General features: G+C 55.4%; 11 protein-coding genes. 7 read left to right on the forward strand and 4 right to left on the reverse strand.

The window, feature by feature from the left end; translation table 11 throughout:
- Positions 1-62: 62 nt before the first annotated feature.
- Genes IE099_RS06650 through IE099_RS06665 form a run of 4 tightly spaced genes read right to left on the reverse strand, consistent with a single transcriptional unit; the run spans position 63 to position 3,127 of the window.
- The gene (locus IE099_RS06650; RefSeq protein WP_189568593.1) at positions 63-614 is read right to left on the reverse strand and encodes a fused DSP-PTPase phosphatase/NAD kinase-like protein; all 552 of its coding nucleotides are present in this window, start codon (positions 612-614) and stop codon (positions 63-65) included.
- A gap of 32 nt (positions 615-646) precedes the next feature.
- Positions 647-1,447, reverse strand: coding sequence for an alpha/beta fold hydrolase (locus IE099_RS06655; protein WP_189568595.1), 801 nt, complete (start codon positions 1,445-1,447; stop codon positions 647-649).
- A gap of 19 nt (positions 1,448-1,466) precedes the next feature.
- Positions 1,467-2,282: a sugar phosphate isomerase/epimerase family protein gene (locus IE099_RS06660; RefSeq protein ID WP_189568598.1), complete on the reverse strand. Its 816-nt coding sequence runs from the start codon at positions 2,280-2,282 to the stop codon at positions 1,467-1,469.
- The gene (locus IE099_RS06665) at positions 2,279-3,127 is read right to left on the reverse strand and encodes a sugar phosphate isomerase/epimerase family protein (RefSeq protein ID WP_189568601.1); all 849 of its coding nucleotides are present in this window, start codon (positions 3,125-3,127) and stop codon (positions 2,279-2,281) included. The genes IE099_RS06660 and IE099_RS06665 overlap by 4 nt, the downstream gene beginning before the upstream one ends.
- Before the next feature lie 370 nt (positions 3,128-3,497).
- Between IE099_RS06665 and IE099_RS06670 the strand changes: the two genes are divergently transcribed.
- The 7 genes from IE099_RS06670 (at position 3,498) to IE099_RS06700 (ending at position 17,649) form a co-directional block, all read left to right on the forward strand.
- A complete protein-coding gene (locus tag IE099_RS06670) occupies positions 3,498-5,570 on the forward strand; it encodes a sensor histidine kinase (protein WP_189568604.1) in 2,073 nt (690 codons plus the stop codon).
- Positions 5,571-5,576: 6 nt separating this feature from the next.
- Positions 5,577-6,215 carry a LuxR C-terminal-related transcriptional regulator gene (locus IE099_RS06675; RefSeq protein ID WP_189568607.1) on the forward strand — a complete coding sequence of 213 codons (639 nt, stop codon included), beginning with the start codon at positions 5,577-5,579 and terminating at the stop codon, positions 6,213-6,215.
- Between the two features lie 162 nt (positions 6,216-6,377).
- On the forward strand, positions 6,378-7,337 hold the full coding sequence (locus tag IE099_RS06680; RefSeq protein WP_189568610.1) for a PEP-CTERM sorting domain-containing protein: 960 nt from the start codon (positions 6,378-6,380) through the stop codon (positions 7,335-7,337).
- A 33-nt stretch (positions 7,338-7,370) separates the two neighbouring features.
- Positions 7,371-10,043 (forward strand): beta strand repeat-containing protein, encoded by a 2,673-nt coding sequence (locus tag IE099_RS06685; RefSeq protein ID WP_189568613.1) that lies wholly within the window; start codon positions 7,371-7,373, stop codon positions 10,041-10,043.
- A gap of 124 nt (positions 10,044-10,167) precedes the next feature.
- On the forward strand, positions 10,168-14,262 hold the full coding sequence (locus IE099_RS06690) for a sulfatase-like hydrolase/transferase (RefSeq protein ID WP_189568616.1): 4,095 nt from the start codon (positions 10,168-10,170) through the stop codon (positions 14,260-14,262).
- Positions 14,263-14,497: 235 nt separating this feature from the next.
- On the forward strand, positions 14,498-17,005 hold the full coding sequence (locus IE099_RS06695; RefSeq protein WP_189568619.1) for a histidine kinase: 2,508 nt from the start codon (positions 14,498-14,500) through the stop codon (positions 17,003-17,005).
- Positions 17,002-17,649: a response regulator transcription factor gene (locus IE099_RS06700; protein WP_189568622.1), complete on the forward strand. Its 648-nt coding sequence runs from the start codon at positions 17,002-17,004 to the stop codon at positions 17,647-17,649. Before IE099_RS06695 ends, IE099_RS06700 begins: the two co-directional genes overlap by 4 nt.
- Positions 17,650-17,660: the final 11 nt, after the last annotated feature.

Genomic DNA, 17,660 nt, shown 5'->3' on the forward strand with positions numbered 1-17,660 from the left:
GAAGAGTTGGAGAACAGCGGGGTAGAATCCCCCCATCTTACTCGCCCTAGCCTAGTCGGCCATTACTCTTCGCCTTTTCTCCCTTCCCTCACCCAGCCAGGAAGGTGGCGCCAGATGCGATGAAAGCCATAGCCGCCGGAAGTCATTTCGCCGACGGCCTCGTCAGCGGACCAGCCCTGCTTTTCGATTCGATAGACGGCACACATCGCTCCTGTTCGATCGGAGCCGTGCTTGCAATGAACGAGAATCGGCTTGGGCGAATTCTCTAACAAGTGGAGAAACCGATCATCATCCTCACCATCGGGACTCCAAGTCAGAATCGGGATGCGTTCCGTTTTCAGAGTAGTGCCGGACACCTCCTCTTCATCGTCGGAAAAGGCCCGCAAATTGATCACGGTGCGAACGCCTTTTTCTTCCAAAGCTGCCATACCCTCCGCGGTCGGTTGGGCGCTGCGATAAAGCTCCGGCGAGACCTGATAGAGATTGGGCACTCCCGCCAAGCGGACCGGCTGAGCCCACTTGGCTGGACGAAGACTCGGCGGCAGCGCGGGAGTCTGAGCGCAAGAGACCAAGAAAAAAGGGGCCAAGACCATGGAGCATAGACTCCAACGCATTGTTCTTGGCTCCTTCATTTCAAATCGAATTTCTAACTCCCCACGAAGTCGAGAACGCGCTGATTGAAGTCTTCCAAATTCTCCCAATGGAACGCGTGCCCTGAGGCGGGATAAAGGTGCAGCGTGCTGTTCGGCAGCGCGGCATGAATCTCGTCCGCCATCCATCGGGGGGTGAACTGATCGTCTTCCCCACCGATGACGAGGCAAGGAGCTTTGATATCCTTCAGCTGGTCGTAGACATCGTGATTGATGCAGGCGGCCGCTTGTCCACAGAGACCGTGGAGAGGTTGTGGATTTTCATTCTCCATCGCCGCCTGTCGCCCCTCTAACATCGACTGGTAGACTTCGGAATCATCCCAGCTCTTTTTGGCAAAGATGAGCAGCTGAATGTATTCCATAAACTCTGCAGGAGAGACCTTGGCCTTGAGTGTTTTGATGTGTTCGAAAACCGACTTGGCGTAGGCATCGCAGCGCGCCCAAGAGCACATCAAGACCACGTTCTTGACCTTGTCAGGATGACGCAGGGCCAGTTGCTGGGCGATGATGCTGCCCATGGAGCAGCCCACAATGTTGGCGCTTTCGATTCCCAGCGCGTCCATCAGGCCGGCGTAATCATCGGCCATCATCGCACTGGTGTAGTCGCCTTCCGGCTTGTCTGTGAGACCGACTCCGCGGTTGTCAGGAGTGATGCACTGGTAGTGCTGGCTCCAGACCTTCACGTGTTCTTCCCAGACTTCGCCGGGCGCGGTGATGCCCATGATGCAGATGAGGGGCTCGCCCTCGCCATGCACCTCGTAGTTCATCTCGATTCCGTTGGTAGATACTGTTGGCATAGGTTTTTGCTGAAGAAATTTAGGTCAAAGAAGGAATGAGGGTTTCGCGAATCCACTGGCCGTCGTGGAGGGTCACGCCATCCGGATCATCCACCGCGCGGGGAGCCTCGTCTTCGCAGATGACCCACCCGTCATAGTCGCGGTCCTTGAGCCATTGGGTCACCCCGACGAGGTCGACCTTGCCCTGCCCCATGAGCGCGAACTCGGGGTTGCCGTCCCAGTCCTTGTAGTGAACGTGGTTGATGAGGTCGGCATATTCTTTCATTTTGCCAAGCGGATCCATGCCGCCATTGATGATGTGCCCCACATCGGGAGTCCAGCCCGTGACCGAAGTATCGAGGCCCTCGAGGATGACCTTGTAATCCTCCTCGGTGCGATTGGTCGAGGTCTCCGGTGAGTTGGGGTGAAAGCTGCACTTGATGCCCGCATCGGCCGCCCGACGCGAAACCGCGTTCACGTTCGCCACCAGGTTCTTGCGGCGTTGTTCTAGATCATGGCGCCCCGTCGGCATCTGCACGGTGCACAGAACCGCGCCCGGAAAGCGCTTGAGCAACTCGATGGCCCGGGCGGCACTTTCTTTTTCCGCTTCTGTTTCCTCGGGATGATTCCAGTCTTCCACAAAGGCGATGGCGGCCAGTTCGACGCCATGCTTTTGCAAGCTCTCGGCCAAGAGACCCGGGTCCGCAAGGTCTCCCATCCAAGGGAAAATCGGCTCGATACCAGTCATCCCCGCCTTGGCGGTGACCTCGATCATGTGATCGAGCTTGTTGGCCCAATAAGCTCCCGATTCCTTCATGAACCAGGTGTAACATTCGTTTCCAAATTTCATTTTCATACCTTGTGTTTGGCGTGCATTTCTTTGACGAACTGGTAGCCGTTGCGGCAAATATCCATGCGGGGATTGTAGTCGCGCCACACGTTGATGGCGTTGGCGAAATCGACATCATCACGCGAGAAAGCCTCGATGGTGTAGTAGCCATCGTAGCCTGTTTTCGCGACTGCGGAGAAGATCTCATCAAAAGGAATATGCCCTTCACCCGGGGTGCCGCGATCGTTTTCGCTGATGTGCACGTGAGCCATCACTGGGGCGATGGTTTCAATGGCTTGGGTGAAAGACTTCTCCTCCACATTGGCGTGGTGACTATCGAACATTCCCCGCACATTGGGGTGGTCCACCAAGTCCACGAGATGACGAAGCTGGGCCATGGTGTTGCAGAGATAGCACTCGAAGCGATTGAGAGACTCCGGAGTCAAGGTGATGCCAGCTAGCGCCGCATGCTCACCCGCCGCGCGCAACACTTCTGCCGAACGCTCATACTCGAACTGTTGGGGTGCATTGCGGGAGAAATTGGCGAAGGCCGAGTGGAACGGGCCACAAATGTTTTTCCCGCCCGCAGCGTGGATGTTGTCGATGGCTTCCTTCAGCTTATCAAGAGCCGCCTGCCGGACCTTGGGGTCTTCCGAGATGGGGTCTTGATCAGGTCCCACGCCCAGACATCCATTCACCTCCATGTCGATGGATTTGGCAAAAGCGCCCAATTCGTCATAGCTTGCACGCTCTGGACTGGCCAAAAATACTTCCACACCATCGTATCCAATGGCCTTCAACTCCTCAATGGCACCAAAGTGTTCGCTCGTAATGTGAGTCGACCACAGGTGCATGTTTAATCCGATTTTCATAAATTTGTCAGGTTTACGCCGACGAGCAACTTGCTTGCGCACCCCTTATTAGGGACACGTCCGCAGGCTAGCCAGTTTGGAAAAAATAAATTGGTTTTTCCCTGCACTCGAACGAGCCCCCAGCCGCAAAACGCCTTTGAAGGCAACCTTCTACGCCTCGTCACTACGATGAACACCCCTCTCCCCTTTCTTCCGATCACGTCGAAAGATTGTGAGGGTCTCCTTTGACCACAAAGCTCTTCGGGGCCTTCCTTGGGGAAAGAGGATTTCGAGAATTCCTCTTTCTGCACATTGCTTCTCTGCTAGAAAAAGAATCGTGGCGGAAAAAATGTGCACCAGAGCCCTTCCCCAAACGCGGAGTCTCGTCTCAGTGTTCACGACTTTCGGCTTTGGATGGTTGCTCTTTCTGGGGTCGACGTCCGGAAGTCCCTCCAGTCCGTTCTATTCCGACCCCTTGCGGCCTCCCCCTCCTGAAACCTGCTCGCACTCGAAGATTCCCTTCTACCAACTGAGTTCGCATCTCCAGAGACTGAGAAAGAGCATAGAAAAAGAAGAACGGGAGCTGGAAGCCCTGGCACCCTTGCAGCTGGGGGTTCAGTTTGATGATTTCGGCTACCACAGTGATTTTATCCCTGCTGTGGAAGAGGTTCCCGACGAGCCCCTGTGGACACTGGACCTGATTCCCGGTTCCTTTCCGACCTTGGCCTTGGTGCTCGTTCCGGCCTTCGACCAACGGCTCCCCAACCTTCGCGGCTACGCCTTTCCGAAACGTTTCCGCATCCGTTCCGTCGACAGTGAGGACGATCCTGGAAAAATTCTGGTCGATTGGACCAGCCGCGATTTTCCCGATCCCGGAAATCGTCCGGTGTATTTTTCCTTTCCCCAAGACGAGGCTCCCGAGGATCGTCTCCGTCTCGAAGTCTTTGCCGGTCACGAACAAAATGGAGAGGAGTTCTTCGCCCTCGGGCGTATTCATCCCATTCGGCAGGGTGAACAGCAAAAAGCGGGAGTCGAGGACGTCTCCTCGAGCTTTGACTCCCCACCCTTCTGGAGCTCTGAGGCCTTGGTTTCCTCGCGCCAGAGCCTGGGGATGCCTCTCTCCGCAGAGAAATCCGAATCGAAGGACCTCGTTCTCAAGCTCCCCGCCGAAACCTTGGAGGGAACTTTGGTTTTTCGAATCGAGCTCGACGAACCGCAAATCCTCGGGTGGGTGAATCTCTATCCGGGAAAAAACCCGGAGGGAGTCAATCTCCCCGGCTACGGCTTCCCCAAGCACCTGCGACTTTACCGTGTCGAACAAGACGATAAACCTAATGAACGTGCGCGTCGTTTTCCCTTGGGGGAACCGGTCAACTGGGAGCAGCCCAGCGACCAAATGATCCGGATTCCCGGAGGGGGCTCCCCGATTAAAGCCTTGGAGATTTCTTGCAACGACTTCCCAAGCTACCAGGGGCAAGCGGTCTTTTCGCTTGGAGAAATCGAGATTGTGCGTTCGGGCCAGAATTATTCCAGAGGCCGAAAAATCACCACTCGCAACTTCAGTCTGCCGGATGAGACTGACCTCGACCTCCTGGTGGACGGCAAGGTGGGAGGTCATTCCATCTTGCCTTTGCCAGAATGGTTCCAGCAACTGGCCAAGGGAAAAGCGCACGAGGCGAGACTGGTCAGCCTCAATGCCGAACTCGCAGTAGCCACTGCCAGATGGAAGACCCTGCAAGAGCGGGCTCTACTCACTTTTGGCTTCTTTCTCTTGTTAGCTGCAGCGGCAGTAGTGGTCATCATCCGCCGGAGCCGAACGCAAGCGCGACTGAGTCTGCGGAAACAGATTCACTCCGACTTGCACGATGATGTGGGCAGTAGCCTCGGGAGTATTTCCTTGATTGCGGAGCAGCTGCAGCAAGCCAAGTTGGACGAAGAAGTCCGCGAGGACCTGGGTGACTTGGCCCTGATTGCCCGCGAGGCCTGGGCCTCCTTGCGCGACATTGTGTGGGTGATCGATGAGGACTCCATTCGTCTCCCGGCCCTCATCGATCAATTGAGCGAGCGGGCCAAACGGGTGCTGGCCGGCACCACGGTTTCCGTGGAAACACCCGAAGCTTGCCCGAACTCCAAGGTTTCCCTTCCTTTCAAGAGGCACTTCATCATGTTCTTCAAGGAAGTCCTGCACAACTGCGCCCGTCATTCCCACGCCACCGAGGTTCACCTCAAGTTCCGCATCATCGATGAAGCCCTGCAGGTCTCGGTTCGCGACAATGGTTGTGGCTTCAACCCCGAGATGGCTTCAGGCGGACTGGGCTTGGAGAATATCCGCAATCGGGCGCAAGAGATGGCTGGCCAGCTGACGCTGAATTCCAGTCTTGGAGAAGGGACTCAGGTCGTATTAGAAGTTCCTCTGAAGGCCTTGCTGAACCAGTCTGATCACTCCTACAAGACTTCAAACTAGAATCTCATGACCGCAATGAACATCTGGGTAGTCGAGGACGATTCGGGCTATCGTCGCACGCTGCAACGCTTGCTGAATCGCGATCAGGATATCTCCTGCCCCCAGGTCTTTGCCTCTTGCCAACCGCTGTTTGACACCCTCTCTGCCGAATCGCATCCCGACCTCATTCTGATGGACCTCGGTTTGCCCGGGATGAGCGGAGTCGAAGGGATTCAGAAGCTGGCCGAGCTGGCCCCGAACATCGTGGTCGTGGTGCTCACGGTGTTTTCTGCTAAAGAAAAAGTCATGGATGCCTTGGATGCCGGGGCTGCGGGCTACTTGCTCAAGTCGGCCACTCCGCGGGAAATCATTCGCGGATTAAAAGGCGCTTCCGAAGGAGGAGTCCCACTGAGTCCGGCCATCGCGAAAACAGTGCTGGAGGAAATGAACTCTTCCCCCTCGCCTGAAGACTTCGACCTTTCGGAAAGAGAATTGGAAGTGCTGCAATTGTTGGCCGAAGGATTGGCGAATAAACAGATTGCGGAGAGGCTGAATATTAGTCCCTTCACGGTGAATTTTCACTTCCGGAATCTCTACAAGAAACTGCAGGTTCAGTCTCAACCAGCGGCAGTTGCAAAGGCGTTTCGGGCCGGCTTGCTGAGTTAAAGAGCCGCTTGAATCCAAAGCGAGACGTCCCTCCTACTTATTCGAGTGGGTAGGCAAGGCAGTCAACTTGTGTCCAAGTTGATGAAGTTGGCACAAGAACCTTCGCGGGCATAGCTATCGCGGCAGGTTAGCAGCAAAAAATATGCCAAAACACCTAAAACCATGAAAAACCTCCTTCATCATACTCTAGCTAGCTCTCTCTTAGTCGGATCGGTCTCGGCCGCAACAAGGTATATCGGTCCCGTCTTCGACCTCTTCGACGACACTGCCACCACGAACACCAATGCCGACAATTGGACCAATGGAACCCCCGGTGCGGGTAACGATGGCAGCGTTGCCAGCAACTTCGATTTCTCAACCTTTGGGGCAAGCAACAACGGTAACGTCAATCCCCTGCCGAGCGGCACCTTCAGCGTAACGCAAACTGCTGGGGCAGGAACAGGCGGACAGTGGAACTTAGCCGGTAATTCCGATTTCACATACAATCTCAACGGCGGGAGTATCACCAGTACTGCGGGAACATTCTTCATCAATGGCAACACCTTTAATGTTGCTGGAGGAGATCTGACCGCGAACACGATGCGCGTTTTGGGTAATCTCAATATCTCCAGCGGGTCAATCGCTGTGCCGGCCCTGGATATGGAAACCAACTCAGTTCTCACCCAAACGGGAGGCACAATTACCACGACCTCGGCTATCGTTCTTACTCAGTCCAACTCAGGTTCGAAAGTCGCAAACTTAGTAGGAGGCTCCTACAGCAATAGCTCCGCTTCCTTCTTGTTTGCGAATGCAAACATGGCCATTGGAATTGGTGGCGACTTTGTCTTGGATGCTGGTTCCGCCACTGGCCTTTTCAACAATACCGGAGGCACCTCGACGATTAATTTCGCCTCTGATTGGACTGGCTCTCTGACACTGGATTCCGTGACCGCATGGGATGATGTGTTCGAGGCGGAGGTGGGCCGAGTCACGGTTGAAGGAGTCAACATTGGTTCTGGCGAATTCGAAACCTATTTCCTCAACAACGCCGGGGTCATCACCTTGGTTCCCGAGCCTTCTACCGCGCTGTTGAGCCTTATCGCTTGCGGCGGTCTCTTCGTGCGTCGCCGTCGCCATTCCTAAACCTAAGACGGAATTTTCACATAGCGGCAAATTATGAAACTCAAAAAACTCCCTCCATTTATCGCACTCGCACTGGGCGTCCAGATTGCCGGTGCCCAAACAAACTATACCGGACCAGTCTTCGACCTCTTTGCGGGCGAGGGCGACTGGAGCAACGCAACTCCGGGTGAAGGCAATGATGGCACGATTGCCATCGACTACGATTTCACGACTTTAGGCGCAGCCGATAACGGAAATGTGAACCCCCTTCCGAGTGGCGCTTATAGTGTGACCCAGACCGCGGGTGACGGAACTGGTGGGCAGTGGAACTTAGCTCAGAACCCTGATTTCACCTACAATTTGAATGGTGGAAGCCTGACCAGCACCGGTGGCACTGTCTTCGTTAATGGTCATACTCTCAATATTGATGGGGGCTCGCTGAGCAAGACTGGGGGTGAAACCCGCGTCGCAAGTGGTGGAGCCTTGAATCTTTATACCGGTAGCTACACTGGGACGAACACCAGACTGATTGGAGGGTCGTCGATCACTGTGGAAGGTGGAACCTTCTCCAGTGGGACCCTCGACCTGGAAGGAGGGACATTCACTCAATCGGGCGGAACGGTCACAACCACCTCAGCCAAAGCCTTGGCTCAGTCTGCCGCAGGTTCGAAAATTGTGGAGCTATCAGGAGGTTCCTTTCTGAACAACTCGGCAACAGCCTTGCTGGCGAGCTCCAACTTGACTGTCACTATCGGGGGAGACTGGACCTTCGATGGCCCATCCGTAACCAGCCTCTTCAGTAGTCCCGGTGGCACTTCGACGATTGATTTCAACTCGGATTGGACGGGTTCCCTGACCCTGGATGCAGCTACCTTGTGGGACGAAGTTTTTGAGGAAGAGGGTCGGGTCAGCGTCAATGGAACTGCTGTGACGGCCGACAACTTCGAGTTCTTTTTCCAAAATGACAGTGGCGTCATCACCTTGCTCCCACTCACTTCTCGCATGGCCCAATGGACCGGGCTCGGTGGGTCCACTTGGGATTTTTCGACAACCGCAAATTTCGCCTTCAACGATGCGGCTGAACCCTTGAACAATGTCACCTTCAGCACCTTTGCGACCACTCCCCTTGATGTTGCTATTTTTGCAGATAATTACGAGTTCGATGGTGGAAGCTCCCCAGTCGCTACTTCAGATGTCAACGTCGAAACGGGAGGAATCTTCGACAGCTTGGTGTCATTCACCAGCGACTCCACTCCATACGTAGTCACTAGCTCGGATGCCAATGGAATAGCAGGTTCCACTAGCGTCTCGATCGAGGGTAGCTCAACAGTAACCCTCTTGGGAACCCACGCCTATACAGGAGCAACCACTATCGAAGGGGGCACCCTGAACCTGGGAGATGGCACGACGGATGGTTCGATTGTGGACAGTGCGATAGCCAATGATTCCGTGTTGGTTATCACGAACATGGCGGACATCACCCACAATGGCCTCATTAGCGGTGATGGTTCTTTTCAAAAGTTAGGGGCGGGAATCCTGACTTTGGCTGGGAATTATTCCAATGTTGGAAGTGTAACTGTTTCCAATGGTGAACTTGTCTTCTCGGGAACGATGGGCGCAACTTCTTACAGTATTGCTCCTTCAACCGTGCTCGAGATTAATTCTGGGAGCGGTTTTAACGTGGGCGGGGCGAGCACAACCTTCACTGGTGGGGGGACACTCCGCAAAACCGGCAGCGGCACGATTGGCTGGGGAGCCGCGGCGGCTACCTTCGCATTCGAATCGGGCGCTCTGATAGACGTTCAGGCTGGCTCCTTCACCGGAGCTGCCGCCGGAAACGAAGTCTCCCGAAGAGAAATTTGGACTGATAACCTTTCTGATCTCCACGTCGAATTTGGAGCAACTTTCGCGGGGGTTGAGGGAAATATCCGAGTCGACAGCCTGACGGGCGAAGGAACGATCACTTCCGGATTCAATCCAGAGAATACGGGCTATACCGCGTTCACGTTTGGAGTAGACAATGGAAGTGGTGACTTTGGCGGTTTCTTGCGAGATGGGGCAATTTCTGGCAATTACACAAAGGTTGGGACAGGAACACAAACTCTCTCAGGTCAAAATTTCTACACTGGAAATACCACCATTGAAGAAGGAGTTCTCACCCTCTCTCCAAGTGGAGAGTTGACCGCATCCCCAGCAGCGAATGGAGTAAGCAATGTCGTCCAAGGCATCTCTGGAGGAACAGGAACCTTCAATCTCGACGGGACCTTGGTGGTCGAGATCAGCGAAGACACCGCACAGTTCAATGGTAGTAGCTGGCGCTTGATCGACGATACTCATTTGACGGTCAACTATGGGGCAAGCTTCTCCGTCGGGCTGTTCGATGAGATTGGCTTTCTGTCATTTACTGAATCTGCTGGAATTTGGACTCTAGTCGACGGTGACAACACCTGGACCTTCTCAGAAGCAACAGGAGTGCTCTCTCTCGCCAATTCGAATGCCGGAACAATTACCATCACTGATTCCGGTTTCGATGAAAGCGGGAACTACTTCATTGAGGTTGCAGAAGGCGTTGCCGGATTGACGGTCACCACTTCGCCGGATCTCGATACTGCTTTCGCCGCCGCCTCGGGAGTCAGCAATGACGGAGTCAATCGCTTCACCATCGCTGCCAGTTCCTTGGATAGTGACAGTGATGGCAAAGACTTCTTCCGAGTCGAAGCGCAGTAAAAATCTGAAATACTAAAAATCTAGTAATCACCCCCTTTCAAGCAGGCTACTTGGGTAATCAGCTTACCCAAGTGGCCTGTTTTCTATAAAAATCGATTTCTCGCACCCGATGCGTCCCCTTTCCATGTCCCGACTTCACTGTTCAACCCTCTTGGCCGCCTTCGTCTCTCTGACTTCTGAAGGCTTTTCTCAAACCAATCTCAGCGGATCCGCTTTCGACCTCGATGGTACCGGCAGCTGGGACAACGGCACCCCGGGAGCAGGCAACGATGGCTTCATCGCTATCGACTACGATTTCTCGGCCTTGGGCGCAGGCGATAATGGCAACATGAATCCCCTTCCAAGTGGGGCCTTCAGCGTGACCCAGACTGCGGGCAATGGCACCGGCGGACAGTTCAACTTGGTCGGCAATCCTGATTTCACCTTCCATTTGAACGGAGGAAGTCTGTCTAGCACCAGCGGGACTTTCTTCGTGAATGGCCATCGCTTCCGCATCGACGGAGGAGCGCTCACCACGACAAACCAAGCTCGTCTGCGAGGTGATTTCACCATCTCCAGCGGGAGCTTCTCCACCCCCAATCTCGATCTGGAAGAAAACACCGTTCTCACTCTTACCGGCGGAACCATCACCACCACCTCCAACATCGCGATCAATCAATCCAATGCGGGTGAAAAAACCGCCAATCTGCAAGGGGGATCTTTCGTCAACGGCTCGGCAACCTCGCTTCTTACCAATGCCAACGTGACATTGAGCATTGGAGGCGACTTCAGCTTCAACGCGCCCTCTGTCACTGCGCTTTTCAACAGCAGCGGCGGCTCTTCTGGCATCCATTTCTCTTCCGACTGGACGGGCTCAATGACCCTCGATTCCGCGACTGCTTGGGACGACGTTTTTGAAGCCGAATGGGGTCGGGTCACGGTCGACGGAGTGAGTATCGCACCTGGCGAATTCGAAACCTTTTTTCTCAACACCAACGGGGTGATTACCCTCTCCTCCAACGTCCCGCCGCCCCCGTCTTCCAATGTTGAAATTTCCTCAGTTGCGCCCACGGCAGAAATCCTCTCGGCCAATAATTTGGGCACCACCTTTTCTCGGATTTTCGACGAAGACCGGAACACGAACCACGCCCGGGGCCAGTTGTTTGATTTAGGTAAATCCCCGAGCGGCGGCTACCAAATCACGGGGATCACTATCCACAAAAACAGCAGCCAGACCTTTTCTAACGACACTCTCTCCGTTCGCCTCTTTAGCGGCTCTCGCACAGATTGGGATAGTGGAACTGGGCATAGCACCTCCTCCGACCGATCCAATTATTTCGCCGGCACTCAGGTCAACGAGCTCTATTCCGAGCCTTTTCTTCTCAATGGCCCCATCGCCGGAGACCGTTTCGTGACCTTGGAGTTTGCGGAACCTGTTTTCGTCCCGGACGAGTCCAGCTTCGGCTTTCTCCTAACCTATGACGAGTCCAGCGCGTCCAGTCCCGACTACTTTCAATACAACGAAGGAGAGACCCAGGGCCGGATTCAAGTGACTGCCACCGCGCACGAAACAGCAGACACCCGTCACCTGCGTTATTTCGTTCATGGAAATGCCTTTGAAGACGGATTTCCTACCACAGATGAGGACGAGGATGGTCTCTTTGATATTTGGGAAACCGTGCACTTCGGGAACTTGGAACAAACCGCCTCCGACAATCCCGACGGGGACTGGCTTGATAATTTGTCCGAACAAAGCGAAGGAACCAATCCTAACTTGGCGGACACTGATAGTGATGGCTTGGATGATGATGTGGAAGTCGCGGGAGTGACCGATCCCACGAACCCCGATAGTGATGGGGACAGCCTCCTCGACGGGGTGGAATCCAATTCGGGAAGTTATCTCTCGTCAGGCGATACGGGGACAAACCCTCTGCTGGCAGATACCGATAGCGATGGCATCAACGACGGCATCGAGATCACCCTGGGATCCGATCCTTTTGACAACACGAAACAGCCTGCCGAACGCCCTAACATCATTTTCATCATGATCGACGACCTCGATACGCGCGAGATTGGGGTCTACGGGCAGGCCACCCTCAAAACTCCGCGAGTGGACCAGATGGCTGCGGAGGGCATGATGTTCACCGACTACTACACCGCCAGCCCCGTCTGCCATTCCTGCCGCTCGCAACTGATGACAGGTCAGGACTCCCGTCGAGGACAGGATCGGACCAACTCGGTTCTCAACCTAGAGGCCGAGCGCGTCACGATCGCGGAAACCCTTAAGCAAGCCGGATACACCACCGGATGCGTAGGCAAGTGGGGACTGGGAACCGCCGAGGGCACGGGCGCGCCATGGAACCAAGGATTCGACTTCTTCTGTGGCTATCTCGATCAGGTCAACGCCCATCGCTTTTTCCCCAAGTTTCTCTGGAGGAATCAAGAGCAGATCTACTTCGACCAAGCGCTTGCGACCGCGAACGGAAGTGAGCTCTATATTCCCGGGGCGCAGAACTTCAATACCCAGACCGATGACTGGAATGATGCGGTGGGCAATGTTTGCTCTCACGACGTAGTCGTCTCGGAAGGCCTGCAATTCATTGAGGACAATGCGGATCAGCCTTTCTTCCTCTACTGCGCATGGACCCCTCCGCACGCCTACTTCTACAACGCGGCGCGGGTGGAAGCGCTCACCGATGCGGACGGACTGATCTACGATCACACCGACCCCGAACAAACTCTGTTAGAAGAACTCTATCCTGGGGCTCCTTTCGGCACCGACGGTCAGGGGCGGCCACGTTTCGTCCCCCACACTTATGCGACGATGGTTTCCGCTGCTGACCGCGACACCGGCCGCATCATCGACAAACTCTTCGATCCCAACGAAGACGGGGACTCCTCCGACAGCATCGCGGACAATACTCTCGTCATCTTCTGTTCAGACAATGGAGAAGATGAACCCACCTTTCTAACCGCTCAACACCTCAAGCTGGGGTTCAACGATCTGCGCGGCATGAAGCGGGACACCTACGAAGGTGGAATTCGCTCTCCCTTCATCGCCTGGTGGCCGGGAAAAGTCCCCGCAGGGTCGACCTCGGATGTCATCGGCACCTTCGCGGACATGCTTCCGACCTTTGCCGAGGTCGCGGGACTCGCCACTCCTCCGCACCTAACAGGCCGCTCGATTCTGCCCGCCCTCCTCGGTGGCGACGAGTCTACCTTGGAGCCGAGGGAGTATCATTACTGGGAGTTCCCCGGTTTTCGTTCAGTGCGAAAGGGCGACTGGAAGCTGGTGCGAACCCGCAACGACATCAACCCACCCAACTACGAGCTCTTCAATCTCGCGAGTGATCCTCTGGAAAGCAATGACCTCTCCGGCAGCGAAAGCGAGATTCTCAATCGCCTGATTCCACTCATCGAGGGCACCCACGAAGTGCCCGTCGACAGGTATTACCGCGACTTTGAAGAGTTCTTTGTGCAGTCCGGATTCTCCGACAACTCTGGCTTCAAAATTCGAGAACTCGATGGTTCGGGAGCCTCCAACGGCTACTCCCTCACCTCGACAAATGTTGGCTACGGCTTCAACTACCTCCCTTTCGAGACGGGTTTGAGCCAAGCCGTCACCTTCGACCTCGTGATGCAATTCCCCTCCGGTGGAGCTGGTTCCTTTCTGTTAGGAGCCAGTGATACCCGAGCGGAAGCCCTGGCCCTTCGCATCGATTCCGACAACCAGCTCCTCGAAGTCCTCTCACAAGGAAACGCGATTGCGAGCGGGCAGTTTCAAGCCGCCGACTTTGCGGGCAATCGGGCCGAGCTCACTCTCGCCTTTGCTCCTACAACCGGAGTTGGCGAAGTTCAGTTGGGGGATTTCTCTTTGTCCTTCAGTGCCGGCACAAGCTTCAACCCTCTCCAATTCTGGGGATACGAAGTCGAAAACACCACGATGGAGACCAGCCGTCCCCGATGGAAATTGGGAAGCTTTGCGGGAGCTGCCATCGACTTGAAGCAGCAAGGAGGAAGCCTCTTCGGAAGCTACCAACTGCCGCTCTCGGTCGGTGAGACGGTGGTCCCGCAATATAGCTTTAATCTCGAGACCTGGTATGACCACCCTCCCGGCCTTCGGGTGGCCCAATCGAGTGGTTCCCAAGGAGAGGTCTTTGGCTTTTGGGCCCTGCCCGACGACAACTTTCTTCGGCAAAATTCCGAGCGTCTTTTTCTTCGCTACCGCAGCGGAAAATAGCAAAGCCTGACGAAGAACTCCGAAGTGATGGAAGCGCAGACGCAGGCGTTCTTCATTTGAAGTAAGCATTTTCAAACTGGGGTGAGGCCCCCCTTTCCGCGAATCTCGGTCGAAAGATTTTAAGGTTCTCCTTTGACGGCAAATTGCCTTCAATCTGGCGAATCCTTATTGAATGCCGTTTTCGTTGTTTCTTCGCCTTGCCCTTTTTTCCGTCGCTCTCTGCGGACAACTTTTCGTGGCTGCTGCGGAAACTGCGATTGCTCCCTATCAAGCTGATCCGCACACCCTCCACCTCTGGCATCTCGATGAGGCAAAAGCGCCCTTTCGCGACGAAGGACCAACCCAGACCGACATGCTGGGATTGTTCAACGGGGCCAGGCCGTCCCAGAACTCCTACCCGGGCTTGGGCAAAGCCATATCCTTCAATCACAATGTGGGAGGAACGCCTGGGAATTCGGACTTGATGGGAGCGGTCCTCATCGCCAAGGAGGAACTCGCCGAGGGTGCGGCTGACCGCGTGGACTCCTCTTTTCAGTATTTTGGTGAGGATGGCGCTTTCACCTTTGAAGCAGTTGTCAAACTCGACCAGCACCCCTCCGAGGCCGAGGTGATCGCCCTTTCCATTCTTTCCATGGATGGGGAGGACAATGAACGCATCTTCAACTTCCGAATCGAGAGGCAGGGATTTCTCACCTTCAATCCTCTACCCGATAGCGGCAGCACCGGCGGAGCAATGGCCACGATTCCCACAGTCGGCCCCCATGCTCTCAATACCAAAGACTGGTTCCATGTCGCTGTCACCTACAACGGGCGCGAGGAAACCTCGGCCAACCTCCGCCTTTATTGGACGCGGCTAGACAGCGGAGCCACCGAGGCCAACCTCATCGGAGGTGGCACCCTTTCCAATGACCTCAACGGTAGGCTGGGTGACTTGGCCATTGGTAATGAGGCGCGCAATCACTTTAACGCGGAGGCGGAGCCCTTTTGCGGCAACATCGACGAGGTGCGAATTAGTTCCCTCGCTCGCCACGAGACCGACTATCTATTTGTCCCCGGAGAAATGCGCGTCCCTTCGGAAAAGTTCGATCCCTCCCCATCTAACAAAGCTCGCTCGGATGGAAAGATTCTTACCATTACCGAGATGCGGGTCGACGGAAAGCCAGTCGCTTTGCCAGACCGACCCGGTTCATCCCCCCTGACCTTACCCCCGGGCATTCACCGCATTGACTTCGACCTCCAATTCAACAGCCAACTCCAGTCCCTCAGCGGCTTGTCCGACATTCGCTGTCAGATGGAAGGCTTCGACGAAAGCTGGCGCAATGCCGATGCCGGGATGAGTCTGACCTTCCAAGTATTAGATGCTCAAGACCGTATCGTCTCGCAGAATCGCCATCTGGTAAACGGCAGCAGTGACGGCTGGAAGACCCCGATTTCCGAGTCCACCTTTGGCCCACGGGCCGAACCTTTGTTCATTCCTCTCACTGGCAGGAAACTCAGAATCAGCCTCGACTCAGGGCCTCCCGATACCACTGGCAACTTTGCCATCAGCCAATTGAACCTTTCGCTGGCCAGTGATTCCGCGAACTCCTTTTGGCCCAACTCCAACTTGGCCGACGGAGAAAACCTCGACTCCCCTGCCGGAGTTCCCCGCGGTTGGACCCGAAGCGGCGGCGACCCGGCCATCGCCCAAGTCGATCGTTCTTCGACGAGCCGGTTTCTCGTGTTAGTTGATGGAGAGCAAAGCAAGTCCGGCAGCTGGATCTCGGAGATCGACCTCGATCCCGAAATTCATCTTGGGAAAACCATCTCGTGCACTTGGAAGGAATCCTACAATGTCTTTGCCAAGGGAGTCCATCAATCCAGCTTTCTCAATGTCTCTAGCGGCGACTATGTCTTTCGGGCGGTGGGCCTCATCAATGGCGAGCTCATCGACGGTCCTGACCTCGTGCAGGCCTTTCGGGTTCGCCCTGCGCTGTCCGAACGAGCTTGGTTCTGGCCCGCACTGACGTCGGCCACCGTCGCTCTTTTCGCCCTCGCACTGTTCCGGCACGCCCGTCGGCTCAACCGACGACGCCTCCGTCAGATGTGGTTTGAAAATGCCATCGAGCAAGACCGCATCCGCATCGCCCGCGACATGCATGACGACCTCGGCAACCGGATTTGCTTTCTCCGCATGACCGCCGCCCGTGCCAAAGAGGAGGCTGAACGCGACCCAGCCAAGTTGAAGCAACATCTCGGCAAGTTGGGTGCCTCCGCACGTGAACTGGTCAACGCCATGAACGAGCTGGTCTGGGCCGTGGACCCCAAATACGACACCTTGGATCACTTGGCCTCCCACCTGACGCGTGTCGCGGAAGACGTCTTTGGCGACAGCACCATCCTCTGCCGCTTTGACATCCCTTCCCGGGTTCCCGACTACGTGCTGGGGTCCGACTATCGCCATCACATCTCTCTCGCGGTGAAAGAGGCACTCTACAATGTGGTCAAACACGCCGGCCCGTGCGAAGTCCATCTCTCTCTCGATTGCAGTGACGACCAATTGAATATCGAGGTGCGAGACAACGGCTGCGGGTTCGATCCCAAACAGACAGATCCGATCTGCAACGGCTTGAAAAACCTCGTCGGACGAATGAAAGACTTGGGCGGCAGCTGTAAAATTATATCTTCTCTCGGGAAAGGAACACAGGTCTGCTTGAGCGCACCCCTTCCCACCCAGGATGAAAGTTCCTGCCCCATACTATGAAAAAGAACACCCTCGCTGTCGTCGAAGATGAAAGGCCCCTCCGGGAGCTCTTGGAAGAATTGATCGAATCATCCGAGGGGCTGGAACTTTGCGCTTCCTACTCGACTGCCGAGGACGCCATCAAAGGGATCCCGAAAAGCGGCGCGGAGATCGTCCTGATGGACATCCAGCTGCCGGGAATGTCCGGCATCGAATGTGTCGCCCAACTGAAAAGAATCTGCCCACAGATTCTGGTGCTGATGGTCACCATCGACGATAAGAACGACCGCATCTTCGAAGCCTTGGCCGCGGGAGCATCGGGCTACTTGCTGAAGTGCGATGTTCCTAACAAACTCCTGGAGTCAATTCAGGATCTGATGTCGGGAGGCTCCCCTATGTCCAGCGCGATCGCGCGAAAGGTGGTGCAGCACTTCCAACACGATCCCCCTACTCCTGCGGACGAGAACCTCAAGCTCACTCCCCGCGAAACTCAGATTCTCGATCTCTTGGCAAAGGGGCGCCTCTACAAAGAGATCGCAGCCGAACTCGGAATCGGCTTTGCCACCGTTCACACTCACCTCCAGAGAGTCTATGACAAGCTCCACGTCCGCACCCGCACCGAAGCCGTGATGAAATATATCGGCCACGGCGAGAACTCGCCCTAGGAGCCGACTTC

It is taken from the genome of Roseibacillus persicicus (genome assembly GCF_014651675.1).
GTDB lineage: Bacteria > Verrucomicrobiota > Verrucomicrobiia > Verrucomicrobiales > Akkermansiaceae > Roseibacillus > Roseibacillus persicicus.

Bases quoted from the DNA above. Each gene is read 5' to 3' on its own strand.
- IE099_RS06650 (WP_189568593.1), bottom strand. From the start codon at position 614: ATGCGTTGGAGTCTATGCTCCATGGTCTTGGCCCCTTTTTTCTTGGTC.
- IE099_RS06655 (WP_189568595.1), bottom strand. From the start codon at position 1,447: ATGCCAACAGTATCTACCAACGGAATCGAGATGAACTACGAGGTGCAT.
- IE099_RS06660 (WP_189568598.1), bottom strand. From the start codon at position 2,282: ATGAAAATGAAATTTGGAAACGAATGTTACACCTGGTTCATGAAGGAA.
- IE099_RS06665 (WP_189568601.1), bottom strand. From the start codon at position 3,127: ATGAAAATCGGATTAAACATGCACCTGTGGTCGACTCACATTACGAGC.
- IE099_RS06675 (WP_189568607.1), top strand. From the start codon at position 5,577: ATGACCGCAATGAACATCTGGGTAGTCGAGGACGATTCGGGCTATCGT.
- IE099_RS06680 (WP_189568610.1), top strand. From the start codon at position 6,378: ATGAAAAACCTCCTTCATCATACTCTAGCTAGCTCTCTCTTAGTCGGA.
- IE099_RS06685 (WP_189568613.1), top strand. From the start codon at position 7,371: ATGAAACTCAAAAAACTCCCTCCATTTATCGCACTCGCACTGGGCGTC.
- IE099_RS06690 (WP_189568616.1), top strand. From the start codon at position 10,168: ATGTCCCGACTTCACTGTTCAACCCTCTTGGCCGCCTTCGTCTCTCTG.
- IE099_RS06700 (WP_189568622.1), top strand. From the start codon at position 17,002: ATGAAAAAGAACACCCTCGCTGTCGTCGAAGATGAAAGGCCCCTCCGG.